At 34.7% G+C, this 19,601-nt stretch carries 19 protein-coding genes and 1 pseudogene; 12 read left to right on the top strand and 8 right to left on the bottom strand.

The features are described from left to right. Window positions 1-24: 24 nt before the first annotated feature. On the top strand, window positions 25-969 hold the full coding sequence (locus NG55_RS10330; protein WP_016542707.1) for a cation diffusion facilitator family transporter: 945 nt from the start codon (window positions 25-27) through the stop codon (window positions 967-969). Window positions 970-1,000: 31 nt separating this feature from the next. On the opposite strand, the gene NG55_RS10335 is transcribed toward NG55_RS10330, so the two are convergent. After that, window positions 1,001-1,339, bottom strand: coding sequence for a hypothetical protein (locus NG55_RS10335; RefSeq protein WP_005317624.1), 339 nt, complete (start codon window positions 1,337-1,339; stop codon window positions 1,001-1,003). Between the two features lie 229 nt (window positions 1,340-1,568). Here NG55_RS10335 and NG55_RS10340 point away from each other — a divergent pair, with 229 nt between their 5' ends. From NG55_RS10340 to NG55_RS10360, 5 genes are all read left to right on the top strand, one after another. Next, entirely contained in the window at window positions 1,569-3,179 is a 1,611-nt protein-coding gene (locus NG55_RS10340; protein ID WP_065343195.1) for a hypothetical protein, read from the top strand. Between the two features lie 177 nt (window positions 3,180-3,356). Beyond that, window positions 3,357-4,292: a hypothetical protein gene (locus NG55_RS10345; RefSeq protein ID WP_004657391.1), complete on the top strand. Its 936-nt coding sequence runs from the start codon at window positions 3,357-3,359 to the stop codon at window positions 4,290-4,292. Window positions 4,293-4,568: 276 nt separating this feature from the next. Continuing rightward, entirely contained in the window at window positions 4,569-5,486 is a 918-nt protein-coding gene (locus NG55_RS10350; RefSeq protein WP_065343196.1) for a hypothetical protein, read from the top strand. A gap of 113 nt (window positions 5,487-5,599) precedes the next feature. Further along, entirely contained in the window at window positions 5,600-5,842 is a 243-nt protein-coding gene (locus tag NG55_RS10355; RefSeq protein WP_228704174.1) for a helix-turn-helix transcriptional regulator, read from the top strand. A 2-nt stretch (window positions 5,843-5,844) separates the two neighbouring features. Next, window positions 5,845-7,338 carry a hypothetical protein gene (locus NG55_RS10360; protein ID WP_228704175.1) on the top strand — a complete coding sequence of 498 codons (1,494 nt, stop codon included), beginning with the start codon at window positions 5,845-5,847 and terminating at the stop codon, window positions 7,336-7,338. A 236-nt stretch (window positions 7,339-7,574) separates the two neighbouring features. Here NG55_RS10360 and NG55_RS10365 read toward each other — a convergent pair. Together NG55_RS10365 and NG55_RS10370 are read right to left on the bottom strand one after the other, a co-directional pair. After that, a pseudogene (locus NG55_RS10365) lies at window positions 7,575-8,482 on the bottom strand (IS5 family transposase). Window positions 8,483-8,710: 228 nt separating this feature from the next. Further along, window positions 8,711-9,859, bottom strand: a complete 1,149-nt coding sequence (locus NG55_RS10370; RefSeq protein ID WP_171257956.1) for an N-6 DNA methylase — start codon at window positions 9,857-9,859, stop codon at window positions 8,711-8,713. Between the two features lie 80 nt (window positions 9,860-9,939). On the opposite strand from NG55_RS10370, the gene NG55_RS10375 reads away from it, so the two are divergent. From NG55_RS10375 to NG55_RS20580, 5 genes are all read left to right on the top strand, one after another. Further along, complete coding sequence (locus NG55_RS10375; RefSeq protein WP_065343199.1) at window positions 9,940-11,643, top strand: helix-hairpin-helix domain-containing protein; 1,704 nt, start codon at window positions 9,940-9,942, stop codon at window positions 11,641-11,643. Then, entirely contained in the window at window positions 11,643-12,536 is an 894-nt protein-coding gene (locus NG55_RS10380) for a hypothetical protein (protein WP_065343200.1), read from the top strand. The genes NG55_RS10375 and NG55_RS10380 overlap by 1 nt, the downstream gene beginning before the upstream one ends. Before the next feature lie 116 nt (window positions 12,537-12,652). Further along, window positions 12,653-13,348, top strand: a complete 696-nt coding sequence (locus NG55_RS10385) for a hypothetical protein (RefSeq protein WP_065343201.1) — start codon at window positions 12,653-12,655, stop codon at window positions 13,346-13,348. Between the two features lie 296 nt (window positions 13,349-13,644). Then, a complete protein-coding gene (locus tag NG55_RS10390; RefSeq protein WP_065343202.1) occupies window positions 13,645-15,039 on the top strand; it encodes a hypothetical protein in 1,395 nt (464 codons plus the stop codon). Window positions 15,040-15,123: 84 nt separating this feature from the next. After that, window positions 15,124-15,339 (top strand): hypothetical protein, encoded by a 216-nt coding sequence (locus tag NG55_RS20580; RefSeq protein ID WP_081408990.1) that lies wholly within the window; start codon window positions 15,124-15,126, stop codon window positions 15,337-15,339. Window positions 15,340-15,397: 58 nt separating this feature from the next. Here NG55_RS20580 and NG55_RS10395 read toward each other — a convergent pair whose 3' ends face one another. Genes NG55_RS10395 through NG55_RS10410 form a run of 4 tightly spaced genes read right to left on the bottom strand, consistent with a single transcriptional unit; the run spans window position 15,398 to window position 17,550 of the window. Then, a complete protein-coding gene (locus NG55_RS10395) occupies window positions 15,398-15,880 on the bottom strand; it encodes an NF045616 family extracytoplasmic (lipo)protein (RefSeq protein ID WP_065343203.1) in 483 nt (160 codons plus the stop codon). A 9-nt stretch (window positions 15,881-15,889) separates the two neighbouring features. After that, window positions 15,890-16,594, bottom strand: coding sequence for a hypothetical protein (locus tag NG55_RS10400; protein ID WP_065343204.1), 705 nt, complete (start codon window positions 16,592-16,594; stop codon window positions 15,890-15,892). Further along, on the bottom strand, window positions 16,587-17,102 hold the full coding sequence (locus tag NG55_RS10405; protein WP_065343205.1) for a PAAR domain-containing protein: 516 nt from the start codon (window positions 17,100-17,102) through the stop codon (window positions 16,587-16,589). The genes NG55_RS10400 and NG55_RS10405 overlap by 8 nt, the downstream gene beginning before the upstream one ends. Window positions 17,103-17,121: 19 nt before the next feature. Further along, complete coding sequence (locus tag NG55_RS10410; RefSeq protein WP_009513186.1) at window positions 17,122-17,550, bottom strand: PAAR domain-containing protein; 429 nt, start codon at window positions 17,548-17,550, stop codon at window positions 17,122-17,124. Window positions 17,551-17,881: 331 nt separating this feature from the next. Between NG55_RS10410 and NG55_RS10415 the strand changes: the two genes are divergently transcribed. Beyond that, the gene (locus tag NG55_RS10415; RefSeq protein WP_141669895.1) at window positions 17,882-18,421 is read left to right on the top strand and encodes a hypothetical protein; all 540 of its coding nucleotides are present in this window, start codon (window positions 17,882-17,884) and stop codon (window positions 18,419-18,421) included. A gap of 443 nt (window positions 18,422-18,864) precedes the next feature. Here the strand turns inward: NG55_RS10415 and NG55_RS10425 are convergent, their stop codons facing one another. Next, window positions 18,865-19,275, bottom strand: coding sequence for a hypothetical protein (locus tag NG55_RS10425; protein ID WP_065343208.1), 411 nt, complete (start codon window positions 19,273-19,275; stop codon window positions 18,865-18,867). Window positions 19,276-19,601 lie beyond the last annotated feature (326 nt).

A 19,601-nucleotide genomic window follows, 5' to 3' on the forward strand; every position in this document is an offset into this window, starting at 1 on the left:
TTTAATGATGATAAGGAGTCCAACATGGGTGGACATCAAGGGCATGACCATAGTCATGCAGCGGTCACTGAAGGTAATATCAAAAAACTCACCATTGCGCTGATACTGACTTCAACCTTCTTAGTGGTCGAAGTGGTTGCGGGTTTAATCACCCAGAGTTTAGCGTTACTGTCTGATGCAGCGCATATGTTTACCGATGCTGCTGCATTGGCGATTGCTTTAGTGGCGATTAAAATTGCCAAACGTCCAGCAGATAACAAACGGACTTTTGGTTATCAGCGTTTTGAAATTCTAGCCGCCTTATTTAATGCCTCGATGCTGTTTTTTGTGGCCATGTATATTTTGTATGAAGCCTACCAACGTTTCACTCAGCCACCTGAAATTCAGAGTGTTGGCATGCTGATTGTGGCGAGCTTGGGTCTGATTATTAATCTCATTTCCATGAAGCTGTTAATGTCCAGTGCTGCTGAAAGCCTGAATATGAAAGGTGCATACTTAGAAGTGTTGAGTGATGCACTCGGTTCAGTGGCCGTCATCGTGGGCGCTGTGGTGATCTATTTCACCAATTGGTATTGGGTTGATACTATTCTTGCGGTTGCGATTGGTTTCTGGGTATTGCCGAGAACATGGATTCTGCTCAAGCAAAGTATCAATATCTTGCTGGAAGGTGTTCCAGAAGAAGTGGATATTGAAAAGCTGCGCAATGATTTACTCGGATTAGATGGTGTTGAGAGTATCCATCAGTTAAAGGTCTGGGCAATTACCTCGAAGAATATTCATTTGACTGTGCATCTGTTTGCACCGAAGGTTGATCGTAATCAATTGCACCGTGCTGCGATTGAAATGTTATCGCATGAGCATGGCATTGCTGAGGTGACCTTGCAAATTGAAGATGATGAAGAAATGAATTGTCAGCATACTCATCAACATGATGAGAAAGCTGAACAAGATCCTTCACATCAGCATTAAGCTGATGTGAAGATTTGCTTTGGAATAATAATTAATTCTGCCATTCGTTATTGCAGTCACGGCATTTCCAATGTTTTTGTGCCTGCATAAAGGCTTGCATTGAAATTTTAAAATCAGGTAGATCACGCCAGAACAGAACACCTGCAATCACACAGATTGCAAACACCACAACGGTTGCAATTTGCAGACCTTGACCCGCACCATTACCAAAAATCCACATTGCAACACTAATCAAGACCAAAATTAATAAAATAAAAATGGCAGGAACCAGAAGCACTAAACTTTTAGGTACATTCGGACGAGGGCTGTTAGCACCCTGACTGGCAGGCATAATTTTCACGCTTTGACATTTAGGGCAACGGTATTGCATAAAGGATTCCTATTCTGTTTTGACTATTTTAGCGAAAATTATGCAAAAGCAAAAATCTTGAGCCTTTCAAATACATAAATTTACTTATTTTATTGTTTATCCTGTCCCCCAAGCCGACGTTTAGATTTGCCTAAAAACCTTGCGACAGCTCGTCTAAAGCCATTCGCAAAACTCGGGGCAGTCTGCTAAGTTGCAACATGAGTGGGTTGAATAATGCGAAAGGAAACGCATGTTAAGCACCAAAATTCTAAAATTGCGTTTATCTCGCATTCAGAAGGGCAAAGAACATCTCTCCAGCCAAGATAAGTTGATGTTGGTGACGATGCAAAGTCCTGATCTCAGTGCACATTTCCTGCTGCGTTTATTTAAGGTGACTTTACCCAAGCAATGGCAATTCAGGCATGAGAATGATGAAGACCTGCTCTATGCCAGCCAATTAATTGAGTTGATTGAAGGTGAGCTACTGAGTGCTTATGAGTCGCATGCGCGTAAATATGCATGGTATGAGCAGTGTTTGGTTTATCGTCTGAATTTTATTGAGACTCAGCCGAATCAACAACATATCAATGGCTATCTACGTCAGTTGGATCGCTGTCTCGATCAACAACCGAAAATTGACCTTTTGCATTATTTCCAACGACATTATCCAAGTGTGCAACATGCGATTGCACTGGCCAAAGCCTACGCAGGGGCTGCACAATATAGCCAAGCAATTGAATACTATGAATGGGCGGCACAACAATCACCGCAACGCAATGAAACTGCTTTTTATGCTTATATTGATTGTCTGTTGAGTCGCAATCAGCCTGAATATCTGTCGCAGCTGAGTGATGTTGAATATGCGCTGCATCTGTTGCTCCATCATCTGAAACCGATTGACCAGAAAAATCAGGCCCAGCGATTACAGCGTGCGGTCAGTTTGTTGTTACCCGAGTCGATACTGCGGACACGAGCTTCAAATACCAATTTATTGGCAGATATGGGACGTGGTCTAAATTCGCTGGGGAAATCCTTAAATGGCATTTTTGGCGCTAAGCCATCGCATATTCCTTATAGTCGGGACGTGATTGCAACTGCACCACAGCTTTTAACAGCACAGCGTGTACTCACAAGTTTAGTTCAACAGAACACGATGCAAACCGCATGGCAGCGTTTTCTGGAACAGGGTACGAGCAGTACAGAGCAAGTTGATCTACCGCTGACTTGTTTATGGCAAGCCATCCAACAGAATGCAGAGATTTTGTGCTTATTACAGCAACCTGTTCAGTATGAGGTGTTACTTACTCAACTGACTCCAATTGAATCGAAGTCAAACTATGATTTTGATCTGGGCCATATTCAGATCATCTTGCAACAAGGCTTGATGGCATATTTAGGTGATATCCGTTTGAATAAACAGCATCCTGAACGGAATGCACTCTATGCGCAACGTGATGTGGTTGTTCAGGATATGATTGCTTTTGCCGTCTGGTTCAATCAAGAGGTTTTAGCTGCATATTTGCAACAACAAAGCCAGCAGTTTGAGCAAGTGCGGAATGGATTAAGATTATTGGATGTATCGGCCTTAAGCAGTGGATTATTTGCCTTGCAGTTTGAAATGCAAAAACGCGTGCAGGATCTCGCTGATTGGATGGCGCTAAAACTGGTTAAAGGCAGTGAGTTTGAGCAGATGCAAGCCGCATGGGTGGCATTACATGAACTCCCTAATTTTGGTATTGGACAAGAGAAAGTACAGCAGCTTGAATCAGCATTAGCACACTATAAAGCGCTGCGTTTGAGTCAGATGCAGACGCTGAGTGCTGAAGATCGATCAATACCTAGTGAAGCTGATGAGCCATAGAATTGTATGTAAAAGTGATGTTGCTCTGAAGTAGCAAATAATTTGAAGCGATGCAACAAAAAGACGCAAATCGCAGTGCAGAGCATGCTAATCTACAGAAAAACATCTAATAAGTTCAGAAAGCAGATTGATGCTCATAAGAAATGAGCTGGTAAGAAAGGGAAGAGGGAGAGCATCTTGAATCGACAAGATGATAAAAAGGCGATGTTTGATATTATGCCAGCGGATGCGGAAGTCTCTGCTGAGAAACCATCATTATCACGTCGACTGATTAATAAAACATTGCAGCATGCACAGGATGCGGTGGAATTTGCCAGCGATACTTCACGTAATATTGCGGGGGTGGCAGATGCAGCACTAGATGCCTTGGATCATGTCACGCATCACACCAAACGCGGTGTCGAAGGGGTGCGCAATACTGTACGTGATATGGTTTCGGAGACCAGTGAAGCGGCACGTCAGGTTGCTTTAGCCATGGCCAGAGCTTCTTTGGGAAAAAGCAGTCTGACCTTATATTTACCTGAGATGTTGCTGAATAATCAGATTCGCAAACGCATGGATCGTAGCGAAATTGACGATATTAAAATTGAGTGTGGTAATGACCGCTTCCATATCGAACTGGATGGGCACTATCGGCGTTTTCTGTATCGTCTTTCACTCGAATTTAATGTCTTAGAGTGTCGTATTGGGCAGGAAAAGTATTTACGTTTGCGCCAAGTCGATGAACATCTTGATCTACAAATTCGTCATGGCGGCACTTTAACTAATTGGGCGGCACGTCGTGTTGGGAATGTGAGCTTCGAGTTAATTAATTCTTTGCCGATTCCATTCTTAATCAATCATCTGATTCGTGATGTGCCTGGTATTCAAAAAGAAGGGCATCGCTTATGGTATATCGACTTGGAAGAAGCGGGCTTTATTGATTTCATTAATAACCGTTCGTGGATGGTAGATAAGTTATTAAACCTGACCGATTTTAGTATTTTACCAGGGTTAAATATCTTGCAAGAAAGCCGTGAATTGGTACAACAACTGGTTGATCAATTCGAGATCCGTGGCCTACGGGTACAGTCTGGACGACTAGAAGTTCAGGTCGGGATTGGAACTGAATAGGCAATAAAAAAGCCACTGTCAATGCAGTGGCTTTTTCAGAATTTGGCGTCCCTACGGGAATCCTTATTGGGTTGTTAGTGAATTGATTTTAATAAAAATAAAATATTTTAAATGTATTTGATACCGTTATATATACCGTCAAAAAAACGAGCTGTAATTTTTAGTATGGTTGGGATTCACTTTAAAAATTATCCCTTTTTCTAGGATTTTGATTGTAACAGGAATGTTATCTTTTGTAATCTTAAACAGCTTATCTCTAAAAATCTTGGAATAAAAATGAATGATGTTGAATCGAAAGCTGAAATATTGCCAAACAGTGAAAAAGATAAGTACTTAGGTATCAATGATTGTATTGAGTATTTGAGAATCTCAAAATCTGAGTTTGCTGATTTGATCATACAAAATTCACTAGAGCCAAAATTTCATTGGTCTGGATATCTTGAAACTCAAATGACCATAAGTTTACTTGAGTACGCTCGATTATTTGATAGCAAAAAACTGAAAACTTGTTCAATAGAGGAATGGGAGGATATTTCTATAAGTACAGAAAAACTCACCCTTGATGGTTATGTTAATTTCGAAGGATACATATCTATTACAGGTGCAGAATATTTCGTAGTGGAGTTATTGAAAAGTGGGACATCGAAAAAGCTCTGTATTAATGACATATATGTAATTGATGATCTTACACGTGATTCAGTTGTTACTCTCTTAGATCATAAACAGAAGCTTTCTAAAAAAATAAGGTCTTGTAAAAAAGAATTGAATAATGATGAGATTTATACGATTTATACAGATTCGCCCAACCAAGAGCTAAAAGTCGAAGACTGTAAGTTTTTGAAAGAGGATATTGGTCAACTTATTGAAAATTACAAAGAAATTGAAATACAGTTAGAGGATAACAAGAGAAACAAATCATATAGTGGTAAAGATCTGTTTAAGATGATTGTTCCTACTGCTATTCGTTATATTCGATTAAGGGACAAAATTGTAGATAAACCTCGGCAAGATGATGGCGTCGCAGGTTTGAAAAAAGCAGTTAAAGACTATCTTAAGAATGATGAATCATTGCAATTTCTTGACAAAAATTTTGCGAACAATTGGCGGTTAATAATAAATGGTGTGAACTTAGATCAAGGTAAAAGTATTTTGGATGAAATTTTTGAGGAAGATATAAGCAAATACATAGGTTGAACCTTGATCCTTACATTTGGTTGTTTTGCAATCAGGATCAACGTAGATAACATTGATCTAATCATAGAAGATGAAGTCCTCGGCCAATAACGGCAGCTACAGAGGACTTTTGAATGCAAGCTAGTGTTCGACAAAATGATAGCGTAGTGGAGGATTCGACTACTGCTATGCTACCTAAAACAGGCTATATCAGCCTAAACGATATGCTTCCACATCTACCTATCAAACGTTCAACCGTTTGGAAATGGGCTAAAGATGGTCGTTTTCCTGTACCAGTGAAAATTTATACACTGACTCGTTGGCGCTGTGAGGTCATTCACAGTTGGTTGAACCAATATGGAGGTACGGGAGTATGACGATGGAAGAGTTCAATAATGAAAAAGGCTATCAAAAGATAGCCCATTCACCTGATGAGCAGAATTGCAGTTCTGTTCATTCAGAATCTGATCAAATTGAGAGTCAATCAGCATTACATCTTAGCATTGTGGATAAAGGAGGTGCGAAAGAAGATTGTAAAACAAATGATCTAGCCATTGCAGGAGGGGAAAATCAAGTTGACATCCTTACTTGTATTGGCGATACAACTGAAATTGTAAAAAATGCTGAACAAGATATTCCTCAACCAAGGGTTATCCAAAAAGAATTGCGAGGGCTTCACCATTTATTTAAGGTGCGAGGAGGAGAATTCTTGTTTTTGACAGAACAAACTTTTTCAGTGCTCTTTTGCTGGTCTGTCTTAACTCGATTTTTATCCCTTTACGATGAAATTAACGCTAAAGATTTGTATTTTGCTCCTATCTTGATGATCAATGCTTCAGGACCAGGATATGGCAAGAGTACACTTCAAATGTTTCTAGCTTGGGTGAATGGTGTTAATGCTAATGAACGTGTGGCTAATGCTACTCCTGCTGGATTAGTACGGATGACTTCATCATCAAGAGGTCACCCTGTATTTGCTGATGAAGTAGATGTACTGAAAAATGTCAAAGACTTTACAGAGTACTTTAATAGCGGTTTTGAGCGAGATGGACCAGTTACTGCTCGTGCTAAAGCCTCTAAAAGTGTCTTTGGTTTTAAATGTGTTTCAGGAATCAATATTGTTGAAAAGCTAGAAGTAGCAACAGTCTCACGTTGTATTGTCATTGAAATGCAGAAAGTGCCTAATGGGGTAAATCTCAAGAAGTACAAATATGTCGAAACAGCGGATTTAGTCAGCCTTTCACATGCAATGGATGAAGTGATCAAAGATTATTACGATGAAATTTTAGAGTTCATTCAAACATTAAATGTGCCTTTAATTGAGTATATTGATGATCGTTTAGGTGATGTGTGGGAGGACTTACTAAAAATTTCTATCTTATTAGGTGAAGATGTTTACAACGATGTCACAAACTTTATGTTTCAGTCTGGTTTGGTGAAAGATAAAATTTTGGAAATTGCAAGTATTGATTTTACTAAGGTTGAGTATCCTATCCCACGTGAAAAGCATATTCCTGATGAGCTTGTAGCATTTGATGTGAAAGATAAAACTACATGGGGGAACGTACCTACTAAAGTATTTGTCAAAGCCTGTGGAGATTATCTAGTAACATCTGATGATCTACGAAGAGGTATCCGCTCTATCGAATTGGAACGGTTTCAGGAAAAGCTTAAGCTTGCTGGAGTGCCAATTACATCTCGACTTATTACGCGGGCATTTAATGCTGAAACTGGTGTGCCAGTGGTCGATAAAAATGTTGATGGTAGTAGTGGTTATCTATTTACAACATTGGATTCGATTAATCTGACACCAACTGAGCATCGAATTTATGAGGGAATAATCCACTTACTCAAAGAGAAGCAGCCTTTATAGGCTAATGTTGTTCACTCAAGTACATCGGTGCTCTGATATAAAGGATACGTGTCCTTGATTGCCTTACTACGCGGGGCCTACTAGGTCTCGCTTTCTTTCGTTCCAAAAAAATAAATTACATATCCCTTTTAGCTCCTTAAGACGCTGTCTTGTATGGGATACACCACTCTTGGCAAGGAGTTGTAGCGAAGCTAATCCTCATGCGCAAGTATTTAAGTGACAACTTGGGTATGAGGTCAGCCTAATTCTGTAAATTTATTTAATACGGCTATACGTGCATGGATTTCATTGACCTGACTGTCAAAACTCCTTGCACTGAGTTTATCGCCTAATAACTTGATGCAATGCATCTTGGTTTCGACCAAACTACTTCGATGATAACCAGACCACTTTTTCCAAAGCCTTCTTCCTAGGCGTTTGACTGTTTTCAATAATTCATTTCTCTCTAAAGATCCCAATTTCTTATCTTTCCATGGTCTTGCATTTTTTTTTGGAGGAATTACGGCATGTGCATGACGATCTGAAATCACTTGTATGCACAGTTTCGTGTCATATGCTCCATCCGTATAGACAAAATCAATGTGTTCATCAGATGGGATTCGATTCAGCAGATTATCCAAGACTTGTGAATCACTGACATTATTTGTTGTGAGCTGTACAGCTCGTATTTGCAAGGTTTTAGCATCTATACCAATATGCAGTTTACGCCATTGCTGACGATATTCAGGCTGATGTTTCTTGCGTTTCCATTCACCTTCGCCTAAGAACTTAAGGCCAGTTGAATCTATCAATAGATGTAATCCTTCATGACTTTTTTGATAGCTAATCGCAATATCAATCTGCTTTTGTCGACTGCAAAATGTGGAATAATCTGGTGCTGTCCAACTTAACCAACTGAGTTGAATTAGGCTTGGCACAAAGCCTGTGACCATACGCAAAGAAAGTCGAAAGGTAGATTTGATCATCAACAGCACTGAATTGCTGTATCAGAATAAGTTTGATTTCTTCCATGCTTAGCTTGTGGCTGAGCATACCATTTAGTCTGAGGATCGAACCAAACTGAAATATTTCCTCGCTTAATTAGAGCTTGGTTGTACGAGGACCAGTTGGTTGTAAGGTAGATTTTAAGTGCAGGCTTCTTCATTTGGAAATTATATTGCTGAAGAAGCCTTTAAGAAAAACTTTGTGCAACAAAGCCCTGTTGAGTAGACAAAGAAATCCGATTAAGAATGCTTAATTGGATTTTCTGAGGTCATTTAATTGAATTCAATCTTTAAGTAAACAGCATTAGCTTTTATAGGCTACTTTTTTTATTTTTTGAAAATTTATAAAATAATTTTTATGATTTATTTAGGCTTGATACATTGCTAAATTAAAACATAAAGTCTTGTAAGTCACTCTTAGTAATATAACGTGAGCAGACACCACGAGCTAATGATTTTAATTTCTTTTGCCCAATCTCAGAATTTATATATTCATAAAAAAATAAACCAAGGGATTTATCCTGAAATTGTATTTTGTATAAACAATCTGATATTTCTATTGGCTCACCTTCATAAATTGTGGATTTCCCCATAACGCGAGTACCAACTCGACAGACTAGAATTTCTAAGTTTTTAGAATATTCTTTATCTTTTTCCATGGATGGCTTTGAAACTGAAGAAATATTTGTTGTGTGCAAATAAGGTAAGCCTTGTTTCACTAAATCTTGGTGAGTTTTTTTCCCACGTTGAATAACTGCAACATCTCCTAAACGCTTCAATTTTGAGTTTGAATGAAATTGCTCTAAGTAAGAAAAGTCCATTCTATCTTTAAGAATATGGCTAGGAATAGCTTTTAGATGAATTATTTCTCCATATTCTGTAATTCTACTAACTGGAATATTTCTGTTTGCTTTTTCAATTTTACGAATGAATAAAATATGTGTTTTAGCTTCAGTGAAAGAAAATGGTTTTCCTGTAATTTCAATAATTCTTTCAATTTTCCATTTTTTTAAAATAGCATCTCTAAATTTTACGAACCGCTGACCTGAGATTAGAGATTCTGGTAGAATAATTGCTAATATTCCATTTTTAGAAAGTAGAGATAAGTATTGACAGATGAATATTAATTCAGCTCTTATAAATTTTTCCTTTTTAAAATCTAAATCTAAATAATCTTTCAAAAGGCATTTGAGTGAATCATTTAGCTCCACTTTAGATAAAAAAGGTGGATTACCAAGTGCTAAATCGAACTTTTCATTCTTCAAAAAGGAAAGAGATTGAGTTGAGTCATGACAATGAATTTTTAAATGATTAAAATTTTTTTTAAGAAATTCAGTATTATCAAAATCAAGATCAACAGCCGTTATTTGACAACTTGGAACAATTTCATTAAGCGGAATAATTAAATCACCTTGACCAGCGGCTAATTCAATTGCATTTTTAGGAGTTGGATTCAGTAAACTTATAGCCATTTCTATCATTGGTCTTGCAATAGAAGGTGGCGTATAAAATTGTCCTAACGCAATTTTTTTGTTCATAACCCAATTAAGCTCATACATCTAGGGTAGAATGATAGCTAAATGCAAGCCATGGTACCAGCATTTTCTGAGGATATGTAATGACTGTTGAAGACGAATTAGAGTACAGAGCGGATCATATGACGCTCGAAGAGCTAGAAAGAATAACAGCAGAGACAAAATTCTATCAAAATGTTGTTAATAAATTATTGGCTAGGGGAGCAAAGCTGATTGTTGGCCCTAGAGGCGTTGGTAAAACACATCATATGAAGATTGCTTATAAGCAATCTTTAGTAAACTCAACGAAACCCTTACCAATTTATGTAAGTTTTTCAAAGTATTTACGACTTGAACCTCTCAAGAATAAGTCTACCATTGCGATTCAATATTTCCATTGTTGGGTTTTGTCTAAAGTTTTATTGGGTGTAAAAGAAGCAATTGAAGCTATAGGACTAGCGATAGAAGATAATTTATATGATATCAAATGGGACGATATTAAATTATTTTGTGACCAGATTGAGAAGCAGCAAATAAGAGATTGGCAAAATGATCTCTTGGAAAAGATCTCAGTTCAAATGGTGTCTGACTATATAGAAAAAGTTTTATATGAAAGCGGAAGAAAGCATTCTATTCTGCTTTGTGATGATGCTGCATTAGTTTTAACAAAAGACTATATGATTGAATTTTTTGATATTTTTAGAGCATTGAAATCTGCAAAAGTATCCCCTAAAGCTTCTGTGTACCCTAATACAGAATTTGGCCCTAGATTCCATGTGGGACAAGATGCAGAAAGTATTTCTTGTTGGCCTTCAATTACAGATAGTGAATATGAGAAACTATTTGAAGATATTTATAATAAACGTTATTCATCTGAGCTAAAGGATGACTTAAAAAAATGTTTTATGTACGCTGCTTTTGGTGTGCCAAGAGCTTTTATAAACTTAGTCAATCAATATAATAATAGCACAGGTAGTAGTATCCAAAATAAACTTAATAGTGTAATTGGTGATCAGGCGGATATTATACTTCAAGAGTTTAAAACACTGGCAACGAAACAACCACAATATAAAAATTATGTTCAAATAGGTTATGATGTCTTTTTAAAAATTATATATTCAATGGTGGCTGAGAATAAAAAATCTTTATCTGAAAATAAACAGCAAATATATCTAGGTATACTTCAAGATTATGAAAAAGATAGTAAATTAGCAAAAGATTTATTGATTATTATTCGATTGCTAGAAGAAACAGGGCTTTTAGCTAGAGTAGCTGAAGTGAAACACGGTTCTAGCTCTTCAGGAAAACCACGTGTATATGATCGATTCATACCACACTTTACTATTTTAATTAAAGAAGGGGCATATCAAACTGGTCGCGCAGGTGCGATTTTTAATTTTTCTGAATTACTTAGTTATCCAAAAGAAAAGCACCCATTAAGAAAAAATTCTTTAGCAGAATTTATAGAAAATGATCAATTAGCTAATCTAAAATTGGATTTACCTAAATGTGGGAAATGTGGAAATCCTAGAAGTGATATAGATCAAAAATTTTGCATGCATTGTGGATCGGAGCTTATAAATAAGTCTACTTTTGAAGAGCTAATTTCAAGAAAGGTTAATGATCTACCTTTGTCGGCATGGTTAAAGAGAAAAATAATTGAAGAAACACGTATTGAAACCGTTGAAGATATAATTTCATCTACTAATCCCTCTCAGGAGTTGCGTAAAGCAAAAGGAGTAGGAGAAAAAAGAGCAATGAGGATTATAGAAGAAGCTACTAAAGGAATGGAGGAGTTTTTGTACTAATGGCTAAAAGACCTTCTCCGCCTTATTTAAAAATTAACGGTGATACACGTGCAGCTGCTTTAGATACAACAAGTTTATTTGGAAGCAACTCAGTAGAAAACTCAGTATCACCTATTGATATTTTTATTAAGAAAAATAAATATTACTTAATAAAATTAGGTGCATTGGAAAGAGATCATTTAATCGATCCATCTAATATTGATGATATAGATATTTATAACCTTTTTTTACTGGGTCTAGTATCTAATGTGGAATCTTATTACCGTAGAGTTATACGGAAAGTTATTTTGATTGATGAAAGGTCCTATAACTCTTCTATGGAAGAACAACTGACATATGCTGCGGCATTGCATCACAATATAGATTTGTTACCAGAAGCTCTACTAGAAGGATGTTCGTTTATATCATATGAGAATATTAAGAACACTGTGAATACTTATATTAATATTGGTATTAATAAGCAAAAACCAGAGCAGCGTGAACTAATACAGTGTTTAGAAATGTTTGAGCAACTATGTCATCTAAGACATTGTATTGTACATCGGGCAGGTTTGTTGGGTTCGAAGAATGCTATTAAATTAGGTATAGATAAGCATAAATCATTTTTTGAAAAACCGATTATTTTAAACTTAAGCTTCTTACAAGAAGCAAGTTTTATTTGCTTGAATTCTGTGAAGACATTCAATGATTTTGCTTTTAATTCATTGATACATAGATATATAGATGATAATAAAAATGAAATTAGTTGGGACTATAGGAGAGATAAAGTGTGGTTTATGAAGTACTATAAATTGTTTGAGTCTGTAGAGATTAATAATGATTTGAAAAGCTTGTTAGTAAAAACTCATACATCAAAAGAAGTGTATAATTTGCTAAGAGAACATTATTCATAATTAAGTATATTTTTATTTTTTAAATTTAATGTCTTCTAAGGTTGAATAGTGTATAGTTTTTTATATGTTTTTTTGCTTATTTTATTTTAATAGCTATTATTTTGATTTTTGGATCTATGTTTTATAGGGTTAAATGTGGAACCATACCTCCTTTTAAGTGGTTTAACTCTATTATTACTCTTATTGCAACGGTCTTAACTCCTATATTAGCAGTTGCAGCGTATGATGGTTGGAAAAAGCAACACATTATTAATCAACAAGAAGCAATTATTGTTAGAGTATTAGATCAACTAGATAGAGTAGATGTTGCTGCAAAAGATTATTTTAAACCTATTCATATATCTACAGTAATTAATGATAGTGAAAAGTATAAAAATGAGATATCTAGTTCAAATATACAATTAATTTTTGAATTGAAAAAATTAGAAACTTTATTGGAAAAGACCAAGGAAATAGATTTTATTTGTTCAAATAAGGGAAAAAATAATGTAATTGAATTTGAGGAATTAGTGGATAAACATTATGAATACTTGAAACTTAATACGGAACCATTTCCAGAAGAAGATAAAGAATTTAAAAAAGCACTTCTTAAAAACAATGAAGCAAATTTATTTATTTCTTTTGGAAAAATAAATATTAAATGGAATGATCTCTCTAATGATATTAGATCAATAGTTTTGGGTTGGTCAGGGAGTAAATTATTATCAAATATGGAGGAGACCAAGAGCGAACCTTTTTGTGTGGAAAGTACATATGATCATGATAAGTATGCTAAAGAAATATTTGAAAGGTCATTCATAAATTTAAACTAAAAATACTCATATAGAATAATTAGTTTTTACTTCATAAAATAAACTATTGACGTTTACAATCATTCGCAATTATTATCAGTTCGCTGACCACATTGTCAGTCGGTTTTAGCAGACCGTTTAATGACTCCCGCATCAGAGCTTTTTCTTCTGAGGAATAGCCTTGTGTGGTGACTACTCGTCCCTTTCCCGTTGCGGTAGGACGGGAGAGGGACACCTTCGGGTGTGCTAGTTTGAGTTATTACTAGTCTGCTAACCCTTTCTCGTTCTGCCACCATAAATAACGAAGGGACTTCATAGTGAAATTTAATAAAATAACTTTAGGCATTGTTGCCTGTACGCTAGGCGTATCTATATACACTTATCAATTGTATGCTGGAAAAAGTCCACAAGCTGCTACAGGCGTTGTGACTCAAACAGCTCCTACCACTTTTGAGCATGAAAATAATAAAGTTCGAGTTAAGAATTTGAATGATGCTCAAGCTTTATTTAATATTTTATATAAACCTGTCGATAAAAATAGCATAAAGAATAAAGAAGAGTTAGAAAATTTCAATAAAGCAAAGAACAGCGAGTTTAAGTTTATTGCTTATTTAGATGATGTGCTTTCGGCATACCAGTACAAAGGTATTAAAACTTATAAAAGTAATGGTGAAGAGCGCTATTTAGTCGCTTTTTCACATCAAGATGCTACGATTTCTGATCTTTCTGACCAGTCGAGTTCTCTAGATTTATTTTTATTTAAAAAGTCTGAGGAGGAGTATGAACTTATAGCACAGACTGAAAAAGATGGGTTGGGGAATGGAATGAGAGAGATATTTGCTCAAACCTATAAAAATATTATGGATACTGAACCTCTAGATATGGGGAATAAATTTAAAGGATTTATTATAGATCTTCCATATGGTGGAGGAGGTGATGAAGCACATATTCCTAATATTATTTTGATAGATGAAGAAGATAAAAAAATTAAAAATATAAACTTAAATGATGAAATTGTATTTTCTGCTGAAAGTTGGGGTGATATTACTCCTAAATATATTTTTAATTCATTCTATCATCTAAATAAGAATAGTGAAAATAAAGGTGTATATGATTTAGAAGTCTTTTATGAGGGTGAAAATTATACAAGAAAATCACACAGTAACTCCTCAAAAGTTGTTCCTTACAATATTCGAAAAACGTATCAATTCGATGGAAACACCTATGCATTAGTATCTGAAAAACCAAATAGTTTTTCAGAGTCATCAAATTACAATGGCTATGTAAGCCACTTTTCTACATTTAATAATAATGGTTATGTCCCTATACCTTATAAATCAATAGAGAATTTTACACGTAGAAACATCGACTATTGGTTAGGACGAGGGATACGTTTTTATACACCAGCTAAGAAGACTGACGAATTTTTTACATGGAAGGTGAAAGGGGTAAAACTTTTTGGTTTAGATGTTATTGGGATAAAACGTGGTGTATGTAATATTAGCGGTGAAGATAGATGTGGCTATGCTGGTGATACAATAGTTGTTTTTGATACTACTATTAAAAATCTAAGGAAAGTACTAAAAGAAAATACTTATGTGGATTATGGAAATTTGAGTGAAGCTCAAAATGAAGAATATCCTTATTTAGATAATGCTGAATTTGAAGGTAAAGAAAAAGCAGCATTATTTGTAGTAAATGAAAATCCATAATTCCAATTATAAGAATGGTTGATGGAATTAAATGGGTTCCATCAATTCAACTAACTTCAGTAAATATGAATATAAGGCTAGTAGATGTTTGCAGTTTTTACTCTTTTTATTATTGGTGGAGGAGTTCTTTTTTATCAAGTCCTCATCTTTAGTATCATTGTTGCTTCTGGATCAGGTGGGAGATGGATAGTTGCTCCTTTAGCCTGTTTATGGACTTTAACCCATGTTTTCTTCCCACCTTTGATGATTCTACAATACTGTGTTATCGCCATTGCTTTTGTATGTGCAGCAAAGCGGTGATCCTACTTAACCATATAAATAAAGTAATTTAATGGAAAGTACTTTGAATTTTAAAGATCTAAAATAAGCTAACTAACCAATAATAGAGATTTTTAAATTTAGTCCAAAGGCTATTGCTAGAGTAATCATATTGGTTAGTGCCACAATATATACCTTTCTCTAGATCTGCTTTAGCTTCTAATAATATAGTTTTACCTTCACTGGTCCTACTTACGCAAATGCTTTGAGCATATGATCGGCCTGTTTCAAGGACAACATCATATGTAAGAGGCTCTTTAAATTCAGAAGATTTAATTTTAATACAGTTTTCTTCTGTAATAGGCATTTTAAGATTCAAATAAGTTTTTGAATATGAAGAATGAAAGGCGTTAATTCCATCTACTTTCCCCATATAAATTAAGGTCTGATTCTCATATGCTTTGTCATAGTCTACTTTTGTAAATACACATACATCATTATCTTTAATTTTTACATATAATTTTGAGTTTGGAGATGCATTAACAGTACTACTAATAAAAAGTAGTAAATATAGTAATTTCATAGATTTTTTTTAACCCCACGGCAATAGTGATTTGTCATTAGGATTTTCTAAAAACTCCTTTAAAGTAAATAAGACATAAGGTTCTAATTTAAGGCTAAGCCGATGATGTGGTCTGTGGGGATCTGAGTATTTTAAAAACTTAGCATCAAAATAAAGCTCTATAATACGGCCCTGTTGTTCATAGTTAAATTCATTAAATTTTTTATATAAGTCTCTACCTCTTAAATCTGTTGCATATGGTGATATATCTTCACCGCTACTCGCATCAGGAGATTTAACGGTTTTAAAATATTCACCACGGCAAACACGTTTTACTTTACTCATACCTTGAAAGCCTAATACATTCTGCCAGACATGTGTAACTTCATGCATAAACCAGTGTTTTAGTTCAGGTCGTGCTTCTGTAAAGTCCTTAATTTTTATATAATCCTGCCTTGGTAGTGTAATAAAATATCCAAAAGGGGTGATAGCGTTACCAGATAAACTCTGTACGAAACCTCCCATAACGATCCAAATTTTTTTATAGTCAATAGAATCTTTAAAGACTGATTTACACATTATAATTTCTCTGTCAGTTAGTCTTCTTCTTGCCACAATATTTATTGTTTTTGTTGGCACTGGCCCATTCTTTTTTATTTCCTCTAAGGTTTCACTCATTGAAAATATTTTTTCACGAGTATCAATTTCATACTTATTTTTAAAAATATCAGTCATGGTCATGCTCCTCATATATTATATGAATCTGGATTTCTTCCTTATTCTCGCTAGTAATTAAATCTGTAAAGCCATTTGCATCCGTTTTCCCATGAATAATATTTCCACCTTTCTCAATTTCGTAACATACATTACTCAAAGGTTCTCCTGTTACCTCATCTTGCAATAAGAATCTCTGACCATATTGAAGAGTGGGGGCAAAATTAGAAGTATTTGTATTATTTGATGATTGGCTATAAGAACTACCACTTTCTCCTACAACATGGGACTGTTGTGGTTGAATAGTCGCTCCACATGTCAATTTATCCCCGACATACGCCACGGGCTTGCCATCAAAAATCACATGATCATGGCTTTTAATGACTGTCGACCAGCATTTGCATTTAGGACAAAAATGCCCATCTCCAGCACGCACAAATAAGTTTCCCATTTGTGAACTTTGCATTTGAGTGGCTGGAATGATACCACCATGATTAGTTGGTGCATTATGAATAGCGAAACCTTTCATTCTAAGCAGCTCTTAAAAATTATTCATGATTTAAAAAGTTTTCAGGTATTGGTTGATCCTTGTAAATTCTAATAGCAATAGTAGTATTTGGGCTTTCAATAATCACATCTCCATTTTCTATGTGACTACCAACTAAAGCAACTGGTGATCCATCAACAATACATGCTGTGCCAGCACCAGAAGTAATTTTGGAGATTGTACCATCTGCATAAATGACTTCATCACCGACACGAGCAATAGGTAACCCGCTAAGTTTTACTGTATTAGAAGATGTATTGACTAAGCCACCATTTTGGGATTTTGCCCCATGTACAGCTACATAGTAGATCGTATGAGGTTTGTTGTTCCAGTAGAGTTGTTCAGCATTTGAAATCTGTTGGATATCATTTTCTGAAAGCTTTTCTAATTGCTCAATAGGAAGGTCTTGTAGAAAAATAGGGTTTGTCATTATGGTTCCTGTTTTAATTTTCGGCATAAGAATAACAAAAATAAATCAAACTAAAAAATAGTTTATATGTAACTAATAAGTTTAGTACATTGAAAATAGTGCTTGATTATTTCCGATAAGAAGGCAGGTATTTACTAAAAAAATACTACTGATATACGATATATGAATGGCATTGAACTTTAATGTAAAGATGTGGTTTTGGTATAAGGTTTTGAAAATTAGTTAAATTATTGGATTTTATGTTTTTATATTCGTAAAATGATATATCAATACTAATTCAATGTGTGATCTCATAGATTCAAATGGGCATCCTTGTAGCAAGTTTTATTTTATGAAAAAAGAGCTAATCAATAAAATTTTAGTAGCATTTGTCATCTGCATGATTGTAAGTATTACTATTTGTGGAGTTGCCTATGTGTGGGAGAGAAATAGCATAAATATTTCTTTCGTAAAGGATGTATTTTCAATAGTAATGAGTATCTTAGCTCCTTATGCAGCAATTATATTATTTACTGATTGGAAAGCTCAAGCCCATCATGAGAAGTCATTAGATTTACTGATAGAAGTACGATCTTCATTTTCTGCGTTGCATAGATCAATTATGAGATTGAAATTGAATAATAATTATACGATACTTCATAAGATTTATAAGGATGTTAATTTTCAAGATCTACTAAACATTAGAAGAGAGGAGTTTAAAAGAGAAGTTGATAACCTAACAGTAGTTTTTGATGAGCTAGATAGAAAAATAACAGCATTATATTTGGTGTCAGGTTATACGGATGATCCTTTTAAATCTGTAAGTGATGAATATTTTAAAATTTGTTTTAAACTTAATGATATTATATTGCCTTTACTAAGGGTGTGTTAATAGCTTATTTAAATAAGAAGAAATATTCTGAATTAATGGATAACTATATTTTTAAAATAAGATTTGTACAATTAAGATATGTTTATGATGAAACTTTATTTCTTGATGGTATAGAAATTCCTAGTTTTATGTCACAAAAGTATCTGACAAAACTTAATGATGATGTGGATAAAATTACAAAAAAAATAAAGATGGATTTATAAGGCATACACCTTCTAATTATAGAGAGTGCATAAGTACTATAAGCAATCAAATAACCATTTTATCTTGATTTAGTTGAAACTTTAATGACTCCAAAACCTTTATGTCTTATGCCTTCTTTGTCATCAACCTTAGCTAGATAACTATATCTGTACATTGCATCAATGAATTGTTCTTCTGTTCTGAGGTAATGTACAGGAAAGTTCTTACCTTCTTGATAAGCAATAGTCCATCTGACTTCTTCAGCTTTTCCGTTCTATTGCTACTACTTCTTTTCTTACTCCATCCAACATAGCACACTCATGTATCATCTTATAAACAGTGTAGTAGCTACGATGTGCTTCAGCATTGTAGATGAACATGCAATGTAGGTGATGGTTGTCATTCTCTGATAGTTCGAAGCTATAGAGGTGTACTAAGCCTTCATCTTTAAAGTTAGATTTTAGACGACGGTTAAATTTCTCAATACTAAAAGTATCTTTATCTGTAAGTCCTATAGTGATGTGCATTGCTCTAGGCTTTGATATGTTCTTTAAAGACCAAAGCATTGAAGAGTGTATGGTTTCTAATGAACTCTTTCTTAGTGAGTAATATGGATTTACTTCATAGCCTTTAAATGTTGTGGTTTTTAATAAGTATTTTGGATTAATCATTTTTCATTTCTCTTAATTATTAGTTTGTTGGTAAGGTGATGAGGTGTAGAAGGAATAGATATAAGTATATATATCTATATAATACACGTCATAGCTGTACTACTATAAAAATCATATATGGTGGGGTTTTTATAGTGTTGAATGAGTTTTTATAATAACTGAGGTATGGGGTATTTTAAGATAATGATGTTGGAATAATAGAAGATGTGAAATCATAGGGAGTTATTTTTATTAATATTTAATATATATTAGTAGCGTGGGGATGTCAAATTGATAGAATTTTTGTAATCAACTAAGAGTGGTAACTAATATGCATGTTGTGAGTA

Origin of the sequence: Acinetobacter gyllenbergii, assembly GCF_001682515.1 — a bacterium.
Classification (GTDB): domain Bacteria; phylum Pseudomonadota; class Gammaproteobacteria; order Pseudomonadales; family Moraxellaceae; genus Acinetobacter; species Acinetobacter gyllenbergii.